This window comes from Leifsonia sp. (genome assembly GCF_051955155.1).
Taxonomy (GTDB): domain Bacteria; phylum Actinomycetota; class Actinomycetes; order Actinomycetales; family Microbacteriaceae; genus Leifsonia.
The window spans coordinates 32,428-52,992 of record NZ_JBQCGZ010000079.1; the positions used below are offsets into that span (position 1 = coordinate 32,428).

Annotated in this window: 25 protein-coding genes; 10 read left to right on the forward strand and 15 right to left on the reverse strand. The window is 70.3% G+C overall.

Going from position 1 to position 20,565, the window contains the following annotated elements; genetic code table 11:
- Positions 1-17: 17 nt before the first annotated feature.
- From ACTHMF_RS08000 to ACTHMF_RS08030, 7 genes are all read right to left on the reverse strand, one after another.
- On the reverse strand, positions 18-704 hold the full coding sequence (locus ACTHMF_RS08000) for a PIG-L deacetylase family protein (protein WP_440317010.1): 687 nt from the start codon (positions 702-704) through the stop codon (positions 18-20).
- A 40-nt stretch (positions 705-744) separates the two neighbouring features.
- Positions 745-1,674 carry a carbohydrate ABC transporter permease gene (locus tag ACTHMF_RS08005; protein ID WP_314149377.1) on the reverse strand — a complete coding sequence of 310 codons (930 nt, stop codon included), beginning with the start codon at positions 1,672-1,674 and terminating at the stop codon, positions 745-747.
- Positions 1,674-2,636, reverse strand: a complete 963-nt coding sequence (locus ACTHMF_RS08010) for a carbohydrate ABC transporter permease (protein ID WP_440317011.1) — start codon at positions 2,634-2,636, stop codon at positions 1,674-1,676. Before ACTHMF_RS08010 ends, ACTHMF_RS08005 begins: the two co-directional genes overlap by 1 nt.
- Before the next feature lie 79 nt (positions 2,637-2,715).
- Positions 2,716-4,017: an extracellular solute-binding protein gene (locus ACTHMF_RS08015; RefSeq protein WP_314149375.1), complete on the reverse strand. Its 1,302-nt coding sequence runs from the start codon at positions 4,015-4,017 to the stop codon at positions 2,716-2,718.
- 32 nt (positions 4,018-4,049) lie between these two features.
- A complete protein-coding gene (locus ACTHMF_RS08020) occupies positions 4,050-5,024 on the reverse strand; it encodes a GNAT family N-acetyltransferase (protein ID WP_440317012.1) in 975 nt (324 codons plus the stop codon).
- A gap of 125 nt (positions 5,025-5,149) precedes the next feature.
- Positions 5,150-6,346 carry an exo-beta-N-acetylmuramidase NamZ family protein gene (locus ACTHMF_RS08025; RefSeq protein WP_440317013.1) on the reverse strand — a complete coding sequence of 399 codons (1,197 nt, stop codon included), beginning with the start codon at positions 6,344-6,346 and terminating at the stop codon, positions 5,150-5,152.
- A 59-nt stretch (positions 6,347-6,405) separates the two neighbouring features.
- Positions 6,406-7,275, reverse strand: coding sequence for a MurR/RpiR family transcriptional regulator (locus ACTHMF_RS08030; protein WP_314149372.1), 870 nt, complete (start codon positions 7,273-7,275; stop codon positions 6,406-6,408).
- A gap of 156 nt (positions 7,276-7,431) precedes the next feature.
- Between ACTHMF_RS08030 and ACTHMF_RS08035 the strand changes: the two genes are divergently transcribed.
- Genes ACTHMF_RS08035 through ACTHMF_RS08045 form a run of 3 tightly spaced genes read left to right on the forward strand, consistent with a single transcriptional unit; the run spans position 7,432 to position 9,929 of the window.
- Positions 7,432-8,355 carry an N-acetylglucosamine kinase gene (locus ACTHMF_RS08035; RefSeq protein ID WP_440317014.1) on the forward strand — a complete coding sequence of 308 codons (924 nt, stop codon included), beginning with the start codon at positions 7,432-7,434 and terminating at the stop codon, positions 8,353-8,355.
- On the forward strand, positions 8,348-9,289 hold the full coding sequence (gene murQ, locus ACTHMF_RS08040; RefSeq protein WP_314147117.1) for an N-acetylmuramic acid 6-phosphate etherase: 942 nt from the start codon (positions 8,348-8,350) through the stop codon (positions 9,287-9,289). The genes ACTHMF_RS08035 and murQ overlap by 8 nt, the downstream gene beginning before the upstream one ends.
- 1 nt (position 9,290) lies before the next feature.
- The gene (locus ACTHMF_RS08045) at positions 9,291-9,929 is read left to right on the forward strand and encodes a GNAT family N-acetyltransferase (RefSeq protein WP_440317015.1); all 639 of its coding nucleotides are present in this window, start codon (positions 9,291-9,293) and stop codon (positions 9,927-9,929) included.
- 93 nt (positions 9,930-10,022) lie between these two features.
- On the opposite strand, the gene ACTHMF_RS08050 is transcribed toward ACTHMF_RS08045, so the two are convergent.
- The 3 genes from ACTHMF_RS08050 to ACTHMF_RS08060 all read right to left on the reverse strand — a co-directional run bounded on the left by ACTHMF_RS08050 (position 10,023) and on the right by ACTHMF_RS08060 (position 12,771).
- On the reverse strand, positions 10,023-11,705 hold the full coding sequence (locus tag ACTHMF_RS08050; RefSeq protein ID WP_440317016.1) for an ABC1 kinase family protein: 1,683 nt from the start codon (positions 11,703-11,705) through the stop codon (positions 10,023-10,025).
- A gap of 5 nt (positions 11,706-11,710) precedes the next feature.
- Complete coding sequence (locus ACTHMF_RS08055; protein ID WP_440317017.1) at positions 11,711-12,256, reverse strand: PadR family transcriptional regulator; 546 nt, start codon at positions 12,254-12,256, stop codon at positions 11,711-11,713.
- Between the two features lie 221 nt (positions 12,257-12,477).
- Positions 12,478-12,771 (reverse strand): MerR family transcriptional regulator, encoded by a 294-nt coding sequence (locus tag ACTHMF_RS08060; RefSeq protein ID WP_314147121.1) that lies wholly within the window; start codon positions 12,769-12,771, stop codon positions 12,478-12,480.
- 123 nt (positions 12,772-12,894) lie between these two features.
- Here ACTHMF_RS08060 and ACTHMF_RS08065 point away from each other — a divergent pair, with 123 nt between their 5' ends.
- From ACTHMF_RS08065 to ACTHMF_RS08080, 4 genes are all read left to right on the forward strand, one after another.
- Positions 12,895-13,317 (forward strand): Hsp20/alpha crystallin family protein, encoded by a 423-nt coding sequence (locus tag ACTHMF_RS08065; protein ID WP_314147122.1) that lies wholly within the window; start codon positions 12,895-12,897, stop codon positions 13,315-13,317.
- Positions 13,318-13,469: 152 nt separating this feature from the next.
- Positions 13,470-13,688, forward strand: a complete 219-nt coding sequence (locus ACTHMF_RS08070) for a hypothetical protein (RefSeq protein WP_314147123.1) — start codon at positions 13,470-13,472, stop codon at positions 13,686-13,688.
- Positions 13,689-13,709: 21 nt separating this feature from the next.
- Positions 13,710-14,249, forward strand: a complete 540-nt coding sequence (locus tag ACTHMF_RS08075; protein ID WP_440317018.1) for a hypothetical protein — start codon at positions 13,710-13,712, stop codon at positions 14,247-14,249.
- 60 nt (positions 14,250-14,309) lie between these two features.
- The gene (locus tag ACTHMF_RS08080; protein WP_314147125.1) at positions 14,310-14,579 is read left to right on the forward strand and encodes a hypothetical protein; all 270 of its coding nucleotides are present in this window, start codon (positions 14,310-14,312) and stop codon (positions 14,577-14,579) included.
- A gap of 13 nt (positions 14,580-14,592) precedes the next feature.
- Here ACTHMF_RS08080 and ACTHMF_RS08085 read toward each other — a convergent pair whose 3' ends face one another.
- The gene (locus tag ACTHMF_RS08085; RefSeq protein WP_314147126.1) at positions 14,593-15,087 is read right to left on the reverse strand and encodes a peptidoglycan-binding domain-containing protein; all 495 of its coding nucleotides are present in this window, start codon (positions 15,085-15,087) and stop codon (positions 14,593-14,595) included.
- 78 nt (positions 15,088-15,165) lie between these two features.
- Positions 15,166-15,876 (reverse strand): TetR/AcrR family transcriptional regulator, encoded by a 711-nt coding sequence (locus ACTHMF_RS08090; protein WP_440317019.1) that lies wholly within the window; start codon positions 15,874-15,876, stop codon positions 15,166-15,168.
- 123 nt (positions 15,877-15,999) lie between these two features.
- On the opposite strand from ACTHMF_RS08090, the gene ACTHMF_RS08095 reads away from it, so the two are divergent.
- Complete coding sequence (locus ACTHMF_RS08095) at positions 16,000-16,758, forward strand: DUF4386 domain-containing protein (protein ID WP_440317020.1); 759 nt, start codon at positions 16,000-16,002, stop codon at positions 16,756-16,758.
- On the opposite strand, the gene ACTHMF_RS08100 is transcribed toward ACTHMF_RS08095, so the two are convergent.
- Both ACTHMF_RS08100 and ACTHMF_RS08105 read right to left on the reverse strand, forming a co-directional pair.
- Positions 16,730-17,437, reverse strand: coding sequence for a hypothetical protein (locus tag ACTHMF_RS08100; protein WP_314147129.1), 708 nt, complete (start codon positions 17,435-17,437; stop codon positions 16,730-16,732). The genes ACTHMF_RS08095 and ACTHMF_RS08100 overlap by 29 nt on opposite strands.
- A 43-nt stretch (positions 17,438-17,480) precedes the next feature.
- Entirely contained in the window at positions 17,481-18,011 is a 531-nt protein-coding gene (locus ACTHMF_RS08105; RefSeq protein ID WP_440317021.1) for a PxKF domain-containing protein, read from the reverse strand.
- A 243-nt stretch (positions 18,012-18,254) separates the two neighbouring features.
- On the opposite strand from ACTHMF_RS08105, the gene rpmF reads away from it, so the two are divergent.
- Positions 18,255-18,440, forward strand: coding sequence for a 50S ribosomal protein L32 (rpmF, locus tag ACTHMF_RS08110; protein WP_440317022.1), 186 nt, complete (start codon positions 18,255-18,257; stop codon positions 18,438-18,440).
- 29 nt (positions 18,441-18,469) lie between these two features.
- Complete coding sequence (locus tag ACTHMF_RS08115) at positions 18,470-19,543, forward strand: radical SAM protein (RefSeq protein ID WP_440317023.1); 1,074 nt, start codon at positions 18,470-18,472, stop codon at positions 19,541-19,543.
- Positions 19,544-19,796: 253 nt separating this feature from the next.
- Here the strand turns inward: ACTHMF_RS08115 and ACTHMF_RS08120 are convergent.
- The coding region (locus ACTHMF_RS08120; protein WP_440317024.1) for a hypothetical protein at positions 19,797-20,565 on the reverse strand (769 nt) is incomplete at its 5' end.

Here is a 20,565-nt window from a genome sequence, read left to right on the forward strand (position 1 = left end):
CCGTCCCGCCGCCGGGCTCACGGACCCGCGAGCTCGAACTTCGAGCTGCCGCCGCGCGCGAAGCCGCACGCGCGCTCGACGCCCGCCAGGCAGCCGCGTGCCGACATCATCGCCGTGTAGTAGTCGATGTAGCGGAAGCCGTAGGTCTCGCCGCGCGCGAAAGCCTGGCCCTGGATCGCCGCCGACCAGCGCTGGAAGGCCTCCTCCGGGATCGGCACGTACACGTCGGGGTCGAAGCCCTCCGCGTCCTCCCAGTTGTCCGCGTGCAGGAAGGTGGCGACGCTGTGCCGCCCGAGCGGGCTGTCCACCGGCAGCGAGGCGAGGAACCGCGCCCGCTCCGCGAGGGTCGCCGCGTGCTCGTGGTCGCGGTGGATGCTCTTCGTCCAGTGCGTGATGATCGTGTCCGGCTTCTCGGTGCGGATGATGTCGGCGATCTGGTTCGCCGCCTCATCGTCCGCGGGCAGGAACCCGTCCGAGTAGTCGAGCACCCGGAACTCGGCGCCGATCCCCGCGGCGAACTCCTCGCCCTCGCGCACCTTCTGCACGCGATACTCGTCCGGCGAGAGCCGCGGGTGGCCGCGCTCCCCGTAGGTGCAGGCCAGGATGATCGTGCGCGTGCCCTCCAACGCCAGCTTCGCCAGCGTCGGCCCCGCCGTCAGGTCCATGTCTCCGATGTGCCCACCGATGGCCAGCACTGTCCTCATGCGATCCTCTTTCGTCTCTCTCGTGTCGTCGTCCGCGTGTTCACTTCATGCCGGAGAGCACGACGCCTCTGACGTAGTACTTCTGCAGGAAGAGGAACAGGATCAGCACCGGGAGGGTGCTGATGACGATGCCGGCCATCACGATCGGCATCGTCCGGTTGGGGTCGATGAAGCTCTGCAGCAGCTGGATGCCGACCGGGAGCGTCATCAGGTCCGGGTTCGTGGAGGCCATCAGCGATGTCCAGATGTACTCGTTCCACTGGCCGACGAAGGTGATCAGGCCCAGTGTGATCGCCACCGGCTTCGCCTGCGGCAGCACGACGCTCCAGAACAGCCGCCACTCGCCGGCGCCGTCGATGCGCGCCGCCTCCAGCATCTCGTTCGGCACGCCGACCATGAACTGCCGCATCAGGAAGATGCCGAAGCCGCTGACCAGGAACGGCAGCATCAGCGAGACGATGTTCGTCGTCATGCCGCCGTCGCCGCCCTGGCCGAGGATGTTGTTCCCGCCGACCAGCGGCCAGTTCAGCATGATCAGGAAGTCGGGGATGAGCAGCAGGAACGGCGGCAGCATCATCGTGGCGAGGATGAACCGGAAGATCACGTCCCTGCCGCGGAAGCGCAGCTTGGCCAGGGCATAGCCGGCCATCGCAGAGGTGATCAGCACGGACGCCGTGACGGCGACCGTGACGATCACGCTGGTCAGGAACAGCTTGCCGAGCTGCAGCTCCTCGAACGCGGCCCCGTAGTTGCTCCAGGTGAAGTCCTGCGGCAGGAAGTGGTACGGCAGGATCCCGTACTCGCCGGAGCCCTTGAAGGAGCTGGAGACCATGTCGAAGAACGGCAGCGCCATCGCGACACCGCCGGCTGCGACGACGATGTAGGAGAACCACGGGGTGCGCACGCGCTTGTTGCGGCGGCCCGTCCGCGGCCGGCTCTGCGGCCTCGTCCGGCTCGTCAGTGTGCTCATCAGTCGTCGTCTCCCGCTCGTCGGCTGACCCAGAGCTGGATCAGGGTGATGATGAAGATGATCAGGAAGAGCACCATCGCCATCGCGCTCGCCGTTCCCCAGGCACCGAACTTGAACGCCTGCTGGTACATCTCGAACGCGGCGACGTTCGTCGAGTTCACCGGGCCGCCGTCCTTCGTCATCACGATGATCAGGGCGAACGACTGCAGTCCGGCGATGCACTGGGTGATGAAGACGAAGACCAGGGAGGGTCGCAGCAGCGGCAGGGTCACCCCCCAGAACGTCGTCCAGCTGTTCGCCCCGTCGAGCTCGGCCGCCTCGTAGACGCTGCGGTCGATCGCCTTGATACCGGCGGTCAGGATGAGCACCGCCGCGCCGATGGATGCCCACGCCTGCACCACGGCGACCGACGGCAGCGCGATCTTGGGATCGGACAGGAAGCCGATCGAGTTGACGTGCAGCGCGTTCAGCAGGCCGTTGATGAGCCCGGACGGCTGGTACATCATCTTCCACACGTTTCCGATCGCCACGACGGTGGCGACGACCGGCAGGAAGTACAGGAAGCGCCAGAACCCCTGGAACTTCAGCCGCTCGATGCACTGGGCGACGATCAGCGAGCCGCCGACGGCCAGGATCACCGAGAGCGCCGCGAACACCAGGGTGTTCACCAGGATCGGCGAGACGAACGTGCTGTTGAAGTTGAGGATGTCGCCGTAGTTCTTCACGCCGATGAAGTGGATCTGCGTGAGGTCGTATCCTCCCCACTGCGAGAGCGAGAGGAAGATCGCGAAGAACGACGGCAGGATCAGGAAGACCGTGAAGAACAGCAGCGACGGCGCCAGGAAGAGGTAGCCGGCCCGTCCTTCTCTCCTGAACCTCCTGCTCGTCGCCCTGGCGCGTGGCCGGGCCGCCTGGAGCTCGCTCGCCGCCTCCCGGGTGGCGCTCGCGACTGTGCCTGTCATCGGTCTGTGCCTGTCATCTGTGTCTCCGCGGTGCGGGAGGGGTGGTGGGGGGACCGCCCCTCCCGCAGTTCGTGTCGGGCTACTTACGGTTGATCTCTGCGACCAGGTCGTCGAACGTCTTGCCGACCGGTGCGTTGTTGACGAGGATCTGGTCGAGCGCGTTGTGCAGCGAGGTCTTCGCCTTGTACGCGTTCGCCGCGTTCGACTCCGCCATCGCGTAGCCGGCCGCCTCGTAGATGGGCTTCAGGTTGGGGTCATCCGCCTGCAGCTTCGGCCCGAGCGCGTCGGCGTCGGCCTTGCGCGGCGGGATGAGCCCGTTGCTCGCGAGGAAGTCGCCCATCTCGGTGACGCCGGCGGAGTTCTTGTTCGAGTTCAGCCAGGTCAGGAACTGCCAGGCCTGCTCCTTGTGCTTGCTGCCCGCGTTGACGCCGGTGAAGAACGCGTACGCGAGCGAGCCCTGCTCGCCGGCTTTCGGGCCGGGGACCGGAGCGGTACCGACGTCCGAGTACTTGTCCTTCATCTGCGCCTTGAGGCTGCCGATCCACCAGCTGGCCTGGATGGCCATGGCCACCTGGTTCGCCGGGAACGCCTTGGTCGGCATGATCGACGTGGTGGTCGCGCCCTTCTTGGCGAGCGTGGACTCGAGCTCCATGACCGCCTTCGCCTTGGAGTCGAGCGCCGAGTCGCCGTTCGGCTTGAGGAACTTCCCGCCGGCGGCGTCCAGCAGCGACAGGAACGGGTGCGCCGTCTGGTTGTCACCGTCCTGGATGAGCGAGATGCCCTGCACCTGGTAGTTGCCGGAGGAGTCCTTCTTCGTGGTCTTCTCGGCGATCTCCTTCAGCTGCGCCCAGTCGGCGGGCGGGGAGTCGTAGCCGGCGTCGGCGAGGATCTTCTTGTTGTAGTAGAGGACGTAGGTGTTGAACTCCGTCGGGTATCCGAAGACCTGGCCGTTGCCGCCGGTGACCGCCGCTGCCGCCGCCGAGCTGTAGTTGCTCTTGATGTCCTTCGCCACATCCGCCGGGGGCTTGTCGAGCACGTTGTTGGCGGCGAGCTGGCCGCCCCAGAGGGCGTACGAGCTCAGGATGTCGGCGCCGCGGCCGCCGGTCTGGCGGACGTTCAGGGTGGTCAGCAGGTCGTCGAACTTGACCGTCTGCTGCTTCACCTGGATGTCCGGGTGCGAGGAGTTCCACTCCTCGATGAGTTTGCTGATGCCGCTCTTCATCGGCTCGTCGCCGTAGTGGCTGAGGAAGGTCAGCGTGACCTTCCCGTTGTCGTCGCCGCTCGAGCTGCCGCTGCAGGCGCTCATGACGAGGGCGGTCGCTGCGGCGACGGCCGCTGCGGCGGCCAGCCGGCGGCGTCGTCCGGACAGAACTGTTCTCATGATCTTCCTCTCGGTGGGGGTCGCCGCGCCGCTCAGGCGGCCAGCGGCGCGTGCAGGATCGTGAAGGTGCGGGTGACGCTGAAGCCGGTCTTGAGGTACAGGTGGCCGGCGGCCGAGGTCTCCTCTGTCCACAGGAACCAGGCGCTGTGGGCGCCGAGCGCGCGCATGCGCTCCAGGGTGAGGTGCAGCAGGATCTCGCCGAGGCCGGTCCCCCGGCTCTCGGGAAGGACGCCGAACGGACCGAAGCGCTCGAGCACGTTCTCGTACGTGCCGTGCATGGCCCAGCCGAGCATCCTGCCCTGCGGGTCGCGGACCGTGACGATCCGCTCGAGCGACTGGCCGCCGAGGACGCCCTCGCGGATGCCGCGCGCCCAGTCCGGGTTGAACCGGCTGCCGGCGATGGCGATCAGCTCGGGCAGGTCGTCGCCTGTCGGCGAGCCGAACCGCCAGCCCTGCGCGGTCAGCTCGTCCGCTCGTTCCCGGATGCGCTCGGGCATCGCGTAGTCGTTCAGCGTCCTGTCCATGGCCACCGAGTCGTACTGCGTCGTGAAGCCGAGGGCGTTCAGCAGCCGGGCGGCGTCCGGGTAGCGCTCGGCGTCGAGGCCGGGCAGGAAGTAGTTCGGCGTGTACGACGAGAAGTACGCGGTGCGCGCCCCCTGGCGGGCCAGCCAGTCCATCGTGGCGCGCAGCAGGGCGGTGCCGACGCCGGCGCGGCGGGCCTCGGGCGCGACGAAGAAGAACGGGATCCAGCCGGACTCCGGTTCGAGGTCGGCGCCGTCCGCCGCGATCAGGCGACGGACGCCGTACGCGGCACCGATGAGGCTGCCGTCCTGCTCCGCCACGAACAGGCCGTCCGCATCGAAGTTCCTGTCGAGCAGGAACATGTCGCGGAAGCGCAGGGCGGTGATCCCGTCCGCCGGCGCGGACCGGGTCCAGGCCTCGGCGATGCGGGGGCCGTCTCCGGTGCGGAACGTGCGGATCGTCGTGTCGGTGGTGGTCTGAAGCATGTCTCTCCTCGCGCTCACTTCGCTGTGGGGCTCGACGTCGGTGCGATCGAAATTACCTTCATGGTCTAGATCATGTCAAGCATTTTCAGACAATAAAAGCTCTCTGGCAATCATTTACGCGAACGTCACACCGACGAAACACGCGGATAGAGCAGGACGTCGTCGCCATATGCGTCCGTGACGGCGCGCGGAGGCCCGACGAGGCCGCTCGCGGAGCCGCCGGCCTCGACGGTCCGCCGCAGCCCGTCCGAGCCCCAGAGCAGGTCGACGGCGTGCCGGCGGTCGGGGCCGTCGAGCCGCTCCCCCGGCGGCAGAAAGCGGAAGTCGTCCGGGTAGAGGTCGGCGATCGCGTCCAGCACGGCGAGCCCGGTCGCCACGGGGCGGTACGCGCGCCGGTCCGTGACGTGCAGCTGGACGCCGCGCACGGTCGTGCCCGCGTACTTGTGGAAGGTCGGCGCGAACCACACCTCGCGGAAGAGCACGCCCGGCAGCTCGCGCTCGCGCAGCCGCGCCGCCAGCCTGCCGTCGATGTACGGTGCGCCGAGCGTCTCGAACGGGCGCGTCGTTCCCCTGCCCTCGCTCACGTTCGTGCCCTCGAACAGGCCGGTGCCGCAGAACGCGAACGCCGTGTCGACCGTCGGCATGTTCGGCGACGCCGGCACCCACGGAAGCCCGGTGGCGTCGAAGTCCCCGGCGGGATCCCAGCCGTCGACCCGCACGACGTCGAGGTCGAGCGCCAGCCCGCGCGCAGCCAGGTCCCGTCCCGCGAACAGCCGCGCCAGCTCACCCGCGGTGAGGCCGTGCCGCTGATGGATGTCGCTGCGGCCGACGAAACTGGAGAAGCCCTCCACCGCCAGCCCCTGACCCTCGACCACCGCGCCGCCCAGAGGATCCGGGCGATCGAGCACGACGAAGCGCAGGCCCGTCCGCGCCGCGGACTCCATCGCATCGAACATGCTCCAGATGTACGTGTAGTAGCGCACCCCGAGGTCCTGCATGTCGAAGACGACCGTCTCGACCCCGGAGCCGGCGAGCACGTCGTCCAGTGCGTCGCCCGAGCGCAGGTAGGTCTCCACGATCGGCAGGTCGGTGCGCGGGTCGTGCGTCTGCGCCTCGGTCTCCCCCGCCTGCACCGAGCCGTTCAGCCCGTGCTCGGGGCCGAACAGCACCGTCACGGGCGCGCCCGCGGCGACGAGCGCCTCGGAGGTCCTGCCGAGGTCGGGGAGCGTCCCGGTGAAGTTGGTGAGCAGGCCGATCGGCCCGTCCCCGAGCAGCCGGATGTCGTCGACGGCGCGCTCGGCGCCGGTCCTGGTGCGGGTCATGATCCTCCTGTGGTCGCGCGCCGCCGGACCCGCGCGGACGGCACAGGGCGGATCAGCGCTCAGCTGTCGTCGCGGAGCTCCTTGACGATCTCGTAGGTGCTCTTCAGAGCCTGGACGGTTCGGTCGTAGCGCCCCCGTGCGACGCCGACGAACAGGTAGTCGACGATCGTGAGCTGCGCGATCCTGCTTGCCATCGCCCCCGAGCGGAACGTCGTCTCCCGCACCGCGGTGCGCAGCACGTCGTCCGCCAGCTCGGCGAGCGGCGAGTCGGGGACGTTCGTGATGGCGGCCGTGTACGCGCCGTTGCGTCCTGCGGCGCTCAGGAAGGCGAGCGTCTCGCGAGTGCGGCCGTTGTGCGAGAAGCCGATGGCGACATCCCCCGGCTCCACCAGCGCCGCGGACACCAAGGCGTCGTGGGCGTCGTGGAAGGCGAGCGCGACGTGCCCGATCCTCAGCAGCTTGTGCGCGAGGTCCTGCGCACCGGCGTTGCTCGCGCCGACGCCGAACAGCACCACGCGCTTGGCCCGCTCGAGCTTCCGGATCACGCGCTGCAGCACCTCCATGTTGAGGCTGTCCGCTGTCTCCCTGATGCCGAGGATCTCGCTGCCTGCGATCTTCGCCACCATCTCGCCGAGGGTGTCGGAGGGGCTGATGTCCGCGCCGTACGCGCCGTCGGCGCTGCCGCCGAATTCGGCGGACTCCTTCGCCAGCTCCGCGGCGAGCTGCAGCTTGAGCTGGGGGTAGCCGGTGAAGCCCAGCGCCCGGCAGAAGCGCACGATCGACGCCTCCGAGGTGTCGCACGCGCGGGCGAGCTCGCTGATGGTGTTCTCCATCACGATCTGCGGACGCTCCAGGATGACGTCCGCCACCCGCCGCATCGTGGGCGGGAACGAGTCGACGTGAGACTGGATGCTGGTCTGAATACTCACGCTGAGAACACTAGTGACGTTGTCGCTCAGTGCCACGCGTCCTCCTTCCAGCGGTGTCGTCGTGTCACGCTACTGGGACGGGCCGATTTCTGTCAATCATTTACTTACATTGTCTTCGTGATGTAACTTGTCTTCATCCTGAACACGGAGGAACCAGTGACCCCTGAGCCCGGACCGCGCATCGTCGCCGTCGACCTCGGCAAGACGACGTGCCGCGTGCGCGTCGCAGCCGCCGGGCGCGAGCACACGCAGTCCGGCCCCGGGGCGCCCGGCCTCGCGGCCGAGCACGGGACCGAGCGGGCGTTCGACGCCATCGCCGCCCTGCTCGACGCGCGGGAGGCCGGCACCGACGCGGACGCGGGCCCGCTGAGCATCGGGATCGGCGCAGCCGGCGCGGAGGCAGCACCCGATGCCGCCCGCAGGCTCGCCGAACGCGTCTCGGGCCGCTGGTCCGCCTCCGCCGTCGTCGCCTCGGACGTGCTCACCGCCCACCTCGGCGCCTTCGACGGCGCGGCGGGGACGGTGCTGATCGCGGGCACCGGGGCCGTCGCCGTCGGGATCGGGACGGACGGCGAGCGCCGGCGCGCCGACGGCTGGGGCCCCTGGCTGGGCGACGACGGCAGCGGACGCTGGATCGGGCAGCGCGGCCTCGCCGCCGCACTGCGCGCCGGCGACGGCCGCGGCGAGCAGACGGTCCTCGCCGAGGATGCGGTCGCCCTGGCGGGTTCCCTGGACGCCCTGCCCGGCTTCGTCGGCGATGGCGACGCCGCCCGCCGGCTCGCCTCCTTCGCTCCCACCGTCCTGAGGCGCGGCACCGATGGCGACCCGGTCGCCTCCGGCATCGTCGCAGAGGCGGTGCGGCTGCTCGCCGGAACAGCGGCCGCCGTGACGCCGCGGGGCGGCGTCGTCGCCGTCGTCGGCGGCCTGGCCGACGACGCGCTCTTCCTGCACGCCCTGGAAGCCGCGCTGGACCGGGCGGGCCTCGCGCCGCGCCGGCCGCTCGGCTCCGCCATCGACGGCGCGGCGATCCTCGCCCGCCGCGCCGACCTGCCCCACGAAAGGTACGCCATCCGTGTCTAGACCGATCGACCTCACCGGACGCCTTCGCGACGACCTGCACCGCGAACTGGATGCGCTGACCACCGAGACCGTCGCCGCCGACCTCGGCGACCTCGACACGTTCGAGACCGGCCGTCTCGTCGAGCTGATGAACGACAACGACAGCGAGGTGCCCGCTGCGGTCCGCCGCGTCCTGCCGGCGGTCGCCGCCGCCATCGACGACATCGCCGAGCGGATGCGGGCCGGCGGCCGGCTGATCTACGTCGGCGCAGGCACGGCCGGCCGGCTGGGCATCGTCGACGCGAGCGAGTGCCCGCCCACCTTCGACATCGATCCGTCCCGCGTCGTCGGCATCATCGCAGGCGGCGACACCGCCATCCGCACGGCCGTCGAGGACGCGGAGGACGATGACGCCGCAGGAGCCGCGGCGATGACGTCGATCGCGGTGACCGCGCTGGACTCCGTGGTCGGGCTGTCCGCCTCCGGTCGCACCCCGTACGTCTCCGGGGCGCTGGCCGCCGCGCGGAGCGCCGGCGCTCTGACGGTCGCCGTCGCGTGCAACCGCGGTTCCGTCATCGGCAAGGGTGCCGACCACGCGATCGAGGTCGTCGTCGGACCGGAGTTCATCGCCGGCTCCACCCGGCTGAAGGCGGGGACGGCGCAGAAGCTGGTCGTGAACATGATCTCGACCGTCACGATGGTCAGGCTCGGCAAGACCTACGGCAACATCATGGTGGACCTGCGGGCCACGAACGAAAAGCTGCGGGCGCGCGCGGAGCGCATCGTGATGCTGATCACCGGTTGCGACGCCGACGAGGCGGGCGCCGCCCTCGAGGGGGCGGGCGGCTCGGTGCAGACCGCGGTGCTCATGCTGCTGCGCGGCCTGGACGCCGCCGACGCGGCCGCGATCGTCGCCGCGAGCGGCAGCCTGCGCGAAGCGCTGGCCACGGCCTAGCGTGGACCGCGCCGCTCCGGAGGGCGTCGGGGCCTGGACGGTGCGCGGCTTCGCGCCCGGCGACGAGGCCGCCCTGAGCGCTGTCTGCCTGAGGACGGGGGACGCAGGAGGCGACGCGACCGGCCTTTACGCGGACGACGGCCTGCTCGCGGACATCTTCCTGCTGCCCTACCTCGCGTTCGAGCCGGGGCTCGCGACCGTCGTCGTCGGGGACGGCCGCCCGGTCGGCTACATCGTCGCGACCGCCGACAGCGTGCGCTTCGCCGCCCGCTACCGCCGCGACTGGCTGCCCGGCTTCGCGCTGCGTCACCCGCACCCGGGCGGGATCGTGACGTTTCAGGACCGCATCCTCGCCCTCGGTCACGCGCCGGAGCACGCGATCGGGCCGGACCACGAGGAGTTCCCCGCCCACCTGCACATCGACCTGCTGCCCGAGGCCCAGGGCAGAGGAATCGGCCGCACGCTGGTCCGCCGGCTGCTCGCGCAGCTGCGGGCCGCCGGCGTCCCCGGCGTCCAGCTGGGCGTCGGCGAGCGCAACCGCGGAGCGCAGGCGTTCTACCGCCGCCTCGGCTTCGCGCCGCTCCCGTCCACCCCCGACGACCCGCTGCGGCTCGGCATCGCCACCGACGCCCGCGTGTAGTTCCGGAGTTCTCGCGCGTTCCGGCCCGGACGACCGGACGAACGAAACCCGCCCGGCGTGCCGCACGCCCCTCCGGAGCTGCGGACGCCACCCTCAGCCGCGCCGCCCTCCCGCGAGCGTGTACAGCAGCGGGAGGACCGACGCCGCCATCAGCACCGTGCCGAACACCGCATCCCCGGCGTGGATGATCGCGCCCGCGATCAGCAGCGCACCGAACAGCACCGCGCCGACCAGCCGCTTGCCCACCCGCTCCAGCCGGGCCACCCGGCGCTCCAGGCGCGGGCTCGCGACCTGGATGCCGCCCTCGTCCACGCGCGTGACCAGCTCGTCCAGGCGCTTCGGCAGCCGCCACGCGATCCCTGCGATCTCCAGCGCCTGCCTGCCGAGGTCCTGCGCCAGACCGCCGCGCTCGTCGCGCAGCAGCTGCGCCGCGTACGGCTCGACCGAGTCCCACAGGTTGAAGCCGGGATCGAGCGCGCTGCACACCCCGGAGGTAAGCGACATCGCCCGCACGATCAGCAGGAAGTCCTCCGGCAGTTGGAACGGCAGCGACCGGACCACGTCGCCGAACTGCGCCGCGAACGCCCGGAACTCGCGCGGGTCCACCTCGCGCAGCTCGGCGAAGCCCATCCCGCCGAAGCGCGCGAACAGCTGCGTCATCGCCCGCTCGAGCTCGCTGGTGTCGGCGGAGGGCAGCAGGACTCCGACGTCGAGCATCGCGTCGACGAGGCCCTTGCCGTCCCGCGCCGCCGCCGCGATCAGCAGTTTGCGCAGGCCGCCGCGAAGCCCGGCCGGCACCTCCCCCATCATCCCGAAGTCGATGAAGGTGAGCTTCCAGGGATGCCCGGCGGAGTCCGGCGCGGCGGGCGTGACGAAGATGTTCCCGGGGTGCGGATCGGCGTGGAAGTAGCCGGTGCCGAACAGCTGGTCGAACATCACCGCGGCGAACACGGGCGCGACCTCGGCGGGGTCGATGCCGGCCGCCCGCAGCGCCGTCGCGTCCGTCACCTTGATCGCCGTGACGTCCTGCAGCGTCAGGACCCGCCGCGTCGTCCGCTCCCAGACCACCTCCGGAACGGCGACCCGCTCGTCCGCGGCGAAATCGGCCGCGAACCGCTCGGCGTTCGCTGCCTCGTGCAGGTAGTCGATCTCCTCCAGGCTGGTGGTGGCGAACTCCTCCACCAGCGCGGGCATGTCGACGCGGTCGGACACCAGCCGCACCCTGCTGAGCCAGCCGCCCACCTTGCGGAGGGCCGCCAGGTCGACGTCCACGATCGCGTCGATGCCGGGACGCTGCACCTTCACGACGACGGCGTCCAGCCCGGTCTCCTCCGCCTCGGCGGGCGCGAGCACGGCGCGGTGCGCCTGCCCGAGCGAGGCGGCGGCCACCGGCGTCGCGTCGACGGACGCGAACGCGCGCTCGAGCGGGACGCCGAGCTCCGCCTCCGCGAGCGCCCGGATCGCGTCGAACGGGACCGGCGGCACCTCGTCCTGCAGCCCCTCCAGCTCGGCCGTGATCTCCGGGGGCAGGACGTCCAGGCGCGACGACATGAACTGGCCGACCTTGATCATCAGACCGCCGAGCTCGACGGCCAGCGCGTGGAAGCGCTGCGCGAACCGCCGCATCCGCTCCGACCGCCCGCGCGCGGCCAGTCTGGCCAGGCCGATCCGGGGCAGGAACAGCTCGAACCACCAGGCGATGGTGAGCTGCCATCCCGCGAAGCGCAGGATGCGTCGGTAGCGGGCGCGGGTGCCGGCCGCGTCAGGCGCCGCCACCCGCGTCAGTCCTGCGCGAGGATCGAGTAGAGCCGGCGCCTGGCCTCCTCGAGGACAGCGGTCGCCTGCTGGATCTGCTCGGGCGTCCCGGTGCGGCGGACCTGGGCGACCGCCTGGGCGAGCTCGATGCCGGCCTTGGGAAGGGGCCCGAAGCCGCTGCCGTCAGTTCCCCCGTCGGCGGACTCCCACGGCGCCGGCCCGGCCTCGGCGGGCTCGGGGCGGCCGGCCGCGGTGAGCGCGTAGGTCTTGCGTCCGTTCGCCTCCTCCGCAGTGATCAGCCCCTCGTCGGCGAGCAGCTGCAGGGTCGGGTAGACGGAGCCGGCGCTCGGCTTCCAGCTGCCGCCGCTGCGGTCCTCGATCTCGCGGATGATCTGGTAGCCGTGCATCGGCTTCTCGGCGAGCAGAACGAGCACGGCGGCCCGGACGTCCCCGCGGCCCATGCGACCGCCGACACGCTTCTCGAAGCCGGCGCGCAGCTGTTCGAACGCCTGCCAGATGCTCTCGGGACCCGATCCGGCGCCGAAGCCACCCGCGGTGAATGCGCTTGCCATGATGTCCTCCTTCGGAGTTCTCGACGATAGTCAACGATATATCGTTGAGGGGCCCGTGGCCACGGTTCACGGCAGGGCCGAAGGTTCCGTTCAGCGACGCCGCGCGCCCGCTCGCCCGCTCGCCCGCTCGCCGGGACCGCAGATTTGGCGCAAATCTCGCCACGCACCCGGCCAGGGGCCCGATTTGGCGCAAATGTCGGCGATGCGGCGGCTCGGGCGGCTCAGTCGGCGGGGTCGGCGGCGTCGTCGAGCCGGCGGCGCAGGTCGTCGTTCTCGTGCTGGAGGCGCAGCACGTGGCCGACGCCCGCCAGGTTGACGCCGTCCTCCTGCAGGCGCGCGACCTCCTGGATGGTGGCGATGTCGTCGTCGCTGTACCTGCGCGTCCCTCCCCCGGTGCGCGAGGGCGTGATGAGGCCCTTCTCCTCGTAGAGCCGCAGGGTCGCCGGGGCCAGGCCCGCCAGCTCCGCGGCGACGGCGATGCTGTAGACGGGGGTGGCTCCCGAGCGACGATCCATGCTGAAAGTGTGCGCGACCGACTTGCATTCTGTCAATGCCGGGTGTACATAATCTGTAGCAACTGATGCAGATTACCTGCATCGCATCCATCCATTCGACAGGAAGGAAGTTTCGATATGTCCATGTCGTTCGATCCTTTCAGCCAGCTGGATCGCATCGCACAGAGCATCTTCGACACCAGCAACCAGCCGCGCACCATGCCGATCGACCTGGTCAAGGACGGGGACCGCTACCTCCTCAACGCCGACCTCCCCGGCGTCGACCCGGGTTCGATCGACGTGGATGTCGACGGACACCTGCTGACCATCCGCGCCCACCGCTCGGCCGGCGACAGGGACGACCGCCGCTGGCTCGTGCAGGAGCGTCCGCACGGCGCCTACCTCCGCCAGTTCACGATCGGCAACGACGTGGACGCGGAGGGCATCAACGCCAGCTACGACGGCGGCGTGCTGAGCGTCGTCATCCCGATCGCCGAGCGGGCCAAGCCTCGCAAGATCACCGTGGAGTCCGCGTCCGACCCGGCGCGGAAGTCCGTCACCGCCTGACGGACAGCCCTCACGGCTCGCACGGCAGGCCGGACCGCATGATGCGGGCGGCAGCACTGCCATTCCCGACGAGCCGATCGCGGCCGCCGCCAGGGCCCGGCGGCGGCCGCCGCACCCGTCCCGACCCGCCCCGAGAGCATCACAGCACCGAGATGACCAGCTTCACCCTCCGCCCCTCCTTCACCCGCCCGACCAGGGCAGACGCCGCCGCCCGGCTCCGCCCGCACCAGCCGCTGCTGCGCCTGGCGGCCGGCCTCCTGCTCGCCGGAACCGCCCTCGCCATCCTGTTCGTCGCGTGCGGCGCCCTGCTGCTGGAGGCCGCGAGCCCGGCGATCACGACCGTGGTGGACGCGCTCGATCTCACGCTCTGAGCGTCCAGATAGGCTCGATCGATGCGCGCTTTCCCCTCGGCCGATCGAACGACGACGGAATCCACCCCGACCGCAGCCGAGGGGGCACTGCTCGGGCGGCTCCGTTCGACGCCCTTCTCCGACCTGGCGTCCTCGACTCCGACGGTCCGAGGAGTCGGCTCCGACATCGCGGCGATCGCCGAAGCGGACACCGGGTGGTGCGAACGGCTCGCTCCGCACATCGCCATCGATGCGGAGCTGACCGCCAAGCTGAGCCTGCTCCAGACGAGCATCGCCCCGGTGGTCGAGAGCAGGAACGTCGTCATTCCGAGCCTGACGTACGCCCTCCTGGTCGGAGGCTTATCGACCGCATCCGCTCTGCTTGGCACGATCCCGTGGCTCGGCATCGCCTGGGCCGCGGTGCTCCTCCTCGGGGCGGTCGCGCTCTCCGTCGTGGGATTCGCCTGGCGTCGCTACGCCAGGCTCCGCGACCACGTGGCGGCGCTGCGCGCCGCAGTCGAAGCGTCCGCGGCCACCCATCGCGAACCCCGGCGGATTCGCCTCCTGCATTTCCGGTCCTGATCGGAGCGCGAGATCTTCCCCGCGATTTCCGCTCATTCGAACATATGTTCTAATACTTGCATGACGCGCCCGAAGCCCATCCGCTACGACAGGGACACCTGGCTGGTGATGCGCGACGACGCCGTGCTGCCGAAGGCGGTCATCCGCCGATACACCGACAAGCGCGGGCGCGACCAGTACCTCGTGATCCGCTGGGACCTCGACCCGGCCCAGCGCCGGCTGATGTCGGTGTGCGACTCGCTGGAACGCGCGGACGAGCTGGTGCTGTGGGACAACAACGCCGTCCACGGCTACTGGGACGGCCCGCCGAACCCGCATCCCGGCGGCTGACCGGGACCGCCCATCAGGACTCGACGAACTGCAGGCCGACCGCGCTCTCCAGGGTGGCCCCCGCCGCGTGCAGGGACACACCCCAGGTCTGGTCGCCGACCACGCCGTCCACGGCGACGTGCCCCCAGCCCTGGAACGCCTCGACGGCGGCACGGGTGTGCGGCCCGAAGATCCCGTCGACGCCCTGCGGCGTGACGCCGCCCCACTGATCGGCGCCGTTGGTGAGGATGGTCTGCAGGTTCGTGACGACCGGCCCTGTCGACCCTTCGCTCAGCACCGGCATCGGCCCGCCGTCGGGCAGGGCGGCCCAGGTGTGCGGGCCGACGATCCCGTCGGCGGTCAGCCCCGCCCCCTCCTGGAACGCGACGACGGCCGCCCGCGTCTGCGGCCCGAACACCCCGTCCACGACGATGTCGGGATCCGGCGTGCGCCGCAACGCCCGCTGCGCCCGCTTGACGACATCGCCGTGGTCGCCCTGCTGGATGGTCGGCTGTCCCGGATTCGACATGATGGCCCCCTTCGCCCCTGCGCGTCCGCGCCCCCGCAGTGTGGCAGACGGCGCGGCGCGCGGCAATGGGGGCGGGGATCAGCTGGCGGGAGATCGGCCCACCCACTCCGGTCGCAGCTTCTCCACCCCGTCCAGGATGAGGTCGAGCCCGGTCTCGAACTCGGCGTCGTAGTCGTAGCCGGCGGTCGCCAGCTCGGCGACGACCTCCAGCAGGTAGGGGAACCGGGCGGCGAGCTCCGCGGGCTGCTGCTCCAGCTTCTGCTGGGCGACATCCCCCGACTGCTCCGCGGTGTCGAACGGGAGGGTCTGCTGCTGCAGTGCGAACCCGTAGACGTAGGCGTCGAGCACCGAGGTCACGTGCACGGTCGTCCGGAAACTGAAGCCGGCGCGGCGCAGGCAGCCCATCATCGCGTCGTGCTGCGTGAGGTTCGCGGGGCCGGGGCGCATCCTGGTCTCCAGCAGGCCGACCGCCCACGGGTGCCGGCGCAGGGTGTCGCGCAGGGACACGGCCCGCGCGTGCATCGCGGCCCGCCACCCGGCGGGGTCGCCGGCGGCGTCCGGAGCCTCCACCTCCGCCCAGACCAGGTCGACGATGCCGTCGACGAGCTCGTCCTTGTTCGCGACGTGCTTGTAGAGCGCCATCGGCACGACGCCGAGCTCGGCGGACAGGGTGCGCATGGTCAGGCCGGCGCTGCCATCGCGGTCGGCGATGGCGAGGGCCGTGCGCAGCACGAGGTCGCGCGACAGGCGCTGCCGCGGCCGCGGACGTTCGGGCTTCGTAGTGGACATGCGCCTCCGTTCCGGCGTGGATGCGTACGCGGGTCTTGACCGAGTGTATGCCGTACACCTATGCTCGGGCGAAAAGGTGTACTGCGTACACCTCCCCGACCCGAAGGACCAGAAGGACCCGACATGGACATCGCAGCGACTCTCCCCTCGCCAACGTCGCCCGCGCCCGGCGCGGACGCGCAACACCAGCGCCGCGCCCGCATCGCGGGCGTGCTCTTCCTCGTGACGTTCGTCTCGGCGATCGCCGGCGCCCAGCTGTACGGCGCCGCTCTGACCGACCCGGACTTCGTACTCGGCGACGCGTCCGACACCGGCCCGCTCCTGGGAGCGGTGTGCGAGCTCATCCTGATCGCCGCGAACATCGGCACCGCGCTGGCGCTCTTCCCGCTGCTGCGCGGCCGCTTTCCCGCCTTGTCCCTCGGCTACGTGGCGGCCCGCTTGGTGGAGTGCGGCTTCATCGCGGTCGGCATCCTCAGCGTGCTGACGGTGGTGTCCCTGCACCGCTCCCCCGCCGACGACCCGGCGACTGCGGTCACCGCCGGCGCCTTCGTCGCCCTGCACGACTGGACGTTCCTCCTCGGCCCCGGCTTCGTCGTCGGCGTCGGCAACGGCCTCCTCCTCGGCTGGATGATGTACCGCTCCCGACTCGTCCCCCGCTGGATGGCCTGGTGCGGCCTGATCGGCGGCCCCCTGGTCGCGCTCTCGGGCATCGCGGTGCTCTTCGGCGCGTACGGCCAGTTCTCCCCGGTGTCGGCGGTGCTGACCCTGCCGGAGATCGTGTGGGAAGGGGCGCTGGGCGTGTGGCTGGTGGTGAAGGGGGTGCGGCCGAGGGCTCAGGAGGACACCGGGCGCCTCACCACTTCGCACGGACGTCAGCGCTGAAGCCGATCAGCTGCGGGCTGTACCCCTGCCAGTCCAGCTCCCGGCCCCGGTTCCCTCCGACGTCCCCGGCCGCAGGGTCCACGAGCTCGATCGCGCCCCCGCGCACACCCGCGCGAGCGCCCGCTTCGACATCCCACTCGGCGACCGGGCGCGTCTCCCACACCCCGAGCACACGCACGGGCTGGACGGCGGCGGTGGAGACGGCGACAAGGTACCGGATGTCGTCACCGCGTGCGACCGCGGCACCGATCGGCCAGTATCGACGGCAGCGCTCCGCCGCTGCGGCGCTGCCCGTGAGACCGCTGACGACGTCGCGCTGGGCGTCGATGCGAGCCGGATGGATCTTCACGAAGATGGCGTTGCGGAATTCCTCGTAACGCACGACGCCGTCGGACTGCGGCACGAGTGGCACGAACGCGCTGGAGTGCACGAGCTGAGCGCGGTTGACGAGATCGGATCCGTTATCGCCGAGCACGCGGATGAGCAGGGACTCGGCCAGCTCGGCGTCCTTCTCCGACGAGAACGGGACGGCGGTGATCAGAACGTCCGATGAACGCGCACGCGCCAGGTCGTAGTCGTCGTTGTGCGGCTGATACGGCCGCTGCCTGGTGCCCTTCCCGACATAGACGATCCGCCCCTCGGGATCGCGGAGCAGGTAGACGTACGCGTTCTCGGACATGATCCCCCGTGTCCCGTTCGGTGCCTCGGTGTTCTCGGAACAGCTATCGACCCGAACAGCCGTCCGGTAAGCCCGATCGACCACCCGGAGCGTTTCTTCTCGAGTACGCGGCGGTACAGAACGAGGAGGTCGCACTGTGCGTGGCTCCATCGTCGAGCTGCAACGACAGCGCGGCGCGGCGCCAGGCCCAGGACGTGTCGGTGTTCCAGACGCAGACGTAGCGGTCGGCCGCCGCGTCGTAGCTCAGCCCGCTTGCTGTCGCGGTCACGGTCGGCATCGTGTCACCGGTCGCCGTCGCGTCGCAGGCGCCGACGCGGACCGTTCGCGAGGCGTCCGCGAGGATGCAGCACGGTGCGGGCGGGGTGAACGGCGCCCGCTCGCGCTGCGGCGTGCAGCGCCCCGGCCGGCGGAGTGTGCCCGGTCTGGTAGATTGCACACATGGATGTGATTGAGGTCGACAGAATCTAGCCACCGAACGTTCGGTGGCTTTCACGCGCGCAGACGTCGTCCGCCGCCCGTGATCGACACTCTTCTCCACGCACCGCAGCCCATCCCGTCCGAGGACGGTTGACATGCTGCGTGCGACTGCCGACACGTTCTCCCCACACCGACCTCAGCGCAGTATGTGTGACCGCGAGCCGCGCCTCGCTGTCGGCTGACGGCGTCATCGCCGCCTTCCAGACGGAAGCGGCGCGCCGTCACCGGGGTGCTCCCTGCTGTGCCGTGTGCGAGACGTCCTGCCTCGACGGTCATTGTCCTGTGGTCGGGCTTCCTGCCAGCTCTGCTGGCGTCATCCCCGAGCCAGAAAGGCACTACTATGCAGCACCGCAAATCTCGTTCCCGCACCGGTCACCGTCGCGCGCATTGGAAAGCCGGCGTGGTCGTGCTCACGACCTGCACCAACCCCGCATGCGGGGAGCAGACTCCGCCGCATCGCGCCTGCCAGCACTGCGGCTTCTACCGCGGCCGCGAGGTCGTGTCCCCGGCCGGCGGTGACACGTGAGCTTCGCCCTCGCGACGAGCAGCCGCTGGATGCGCATCCGCGACCACCTCACCCGACTCGGCGAACCGGCCTTCCGATTCCGACAAGTCATGTCCGCCTGGCAGACCTCGTCAGCCGAGACGTTCGCGGACGTCCATGCTCTCCCCGCGTGGCTGCGCGCCGAGCTCTCGGAGCAATTCGGTTCGCGTCTGCACCCGATCTCCGAGGTGCTGGTCCAGCGTGACGAGCACGTCGAGAAGGTGCTGTTCGCAACAGCGAGCGGCGCACGCGTCGAGACGGTCGTCTCGCACTACCGCGCCGGATGGGACTCGATGTGCGTCTCGTCGCAGGCCGGATGCGGGCTCGACTGCACGTTCTGCGCGACCGGAGCCGTCGGCTTGGTCCGCAACCTCACCGCGGATGAGATCGTCGCGCAGGTGATGCACCCGCGCTGGACGCAAGCCGGCCGTCCGAGACCGGCAAGCATCGCATTCATGGGGATGGGCGAACCGCTGGCGAATCCGCACATATTCGACGCCCTGACCCTGCTGACGGCACGCGTCTACGCGGGCATGTCGACCCGCCGAGTCACCGTGTCGACTGTGGGGTTCGCACCGAACCTCGACCGCCTGGTGACGGAACACCCCCAGGTGAACGTCACGCTCTCCGTCCACTCGCCGTTCCCCGGGGAGCGGAAGGGGATCATCCCGCTCGAGGAGCGATTCCCGTTGGCCCAGAGCCTGGAGATCCTGGATCGGCACACGGCAACGCGCAGACGGAAGGCGTACCTCGCCTACCTTTTGATTGCGGGCGTCAACGATACCGACGACCACCTCGCAGCTCTCGCCGAGCTTGTCCAGCGGCAGACCAGGCCGGATCTGTTCCACGTCAGCGTCATCCGCTACAACAAGGCGGCCGGGGCGACTCCCGAGTACCGCGCACCATCGCCGACCGGGGTGGACGTGTTCGTGAACGGCCTCGTGGCCCGCGGCATCCACGCGACGCGGCGCCGTCAGCTCGGCTCCGGCATCGATGCGGCCTGCGGCCAGCTGCATGCGGACTACCTCAGCGCCCACGCGGCCGGCGACCGCCGCCGGATCCCGCTGTCGGCCGCAGCGGGCTGACGACAAAACCGGATCGTCGCCACCGTGCGGACGACGTCCGAGACCGGCCCGCCGGCGGGCTCTCCCCGCCGGCGGGGCGGGCGGCCTCCAGGGGGCCACGGCCCGGTTGCTCGCCGGCTAGGAAGGGCTGCACCCGGCCGATCGGGGTCGAGCAGCCTCGGCCACCCCTCCGACGACGCGCACGTCGTCGGCGAAGATGGTCAGAGCCGTCGCAGCAATGGCGATCACCGGCCTCCCGTCGCCGCGTTCCGGGCTAGCCATTGATGATGCCCCGGGCGCGACTCAGCGATTCATCGAGGTTCTCGCTGAGCTGAAGGATTCTGTCCTTGTTCTCGACGAGCCAGACCGACGCCCGCTCCACGAAGAGATCCTCCAGCTTCTCTGCGAGTTGGACGGAACTCTGACACCGGAAGTCGGCGACAGCCATGATGCTCTCGTCAGCGGATGGCCGGGAGCCCGTTGCACGGTAGTGACCGAATGTCGCCTCGGCGACCTGGGGCGCTGTGAGTCCTTCGACGTCATGGCCGGCAGCGGACATGCAGGATTCGTACTCCGGCATCAGCTCCTTGAGGGTCGCGTCGAAGTCGCCCCGATAGGCCTGCGTCTGGGTGCCGACATCGTTCGCGAACAGCTCCAGCATCATCGCGTCACGCACGGAGCCGTACACAGCCCCGTCTGCATCTGCCGCACAGCCGACGGTGCTCTTGGCGAACTCCATCCCGTTGTCCACCACCAGCGTCTCCCGAGGCGCATCCTCTGGTCCCCAGAGTGCCTCGTCGAACCGGTCCCGGTCTGCGCTGGACAGGCCGGCTTGGAAATCCTCGAGGCTCGTCGATCCCTCGTCTTCGAACGTCGTGTTGTAGCCGTTCTCCCGCGCGGATCGCTCGGATGAGAACACCCCGACCACACCGACCGCAACGTGCCTCGTCGCGTTGGTGAGCGAGGAGCTGGCATCGAAGGGGATGTCGAATCCCGCCCGATTGAGGCAGCGATTCACGCTGATGCCGTGGGCCAGGTAGAGG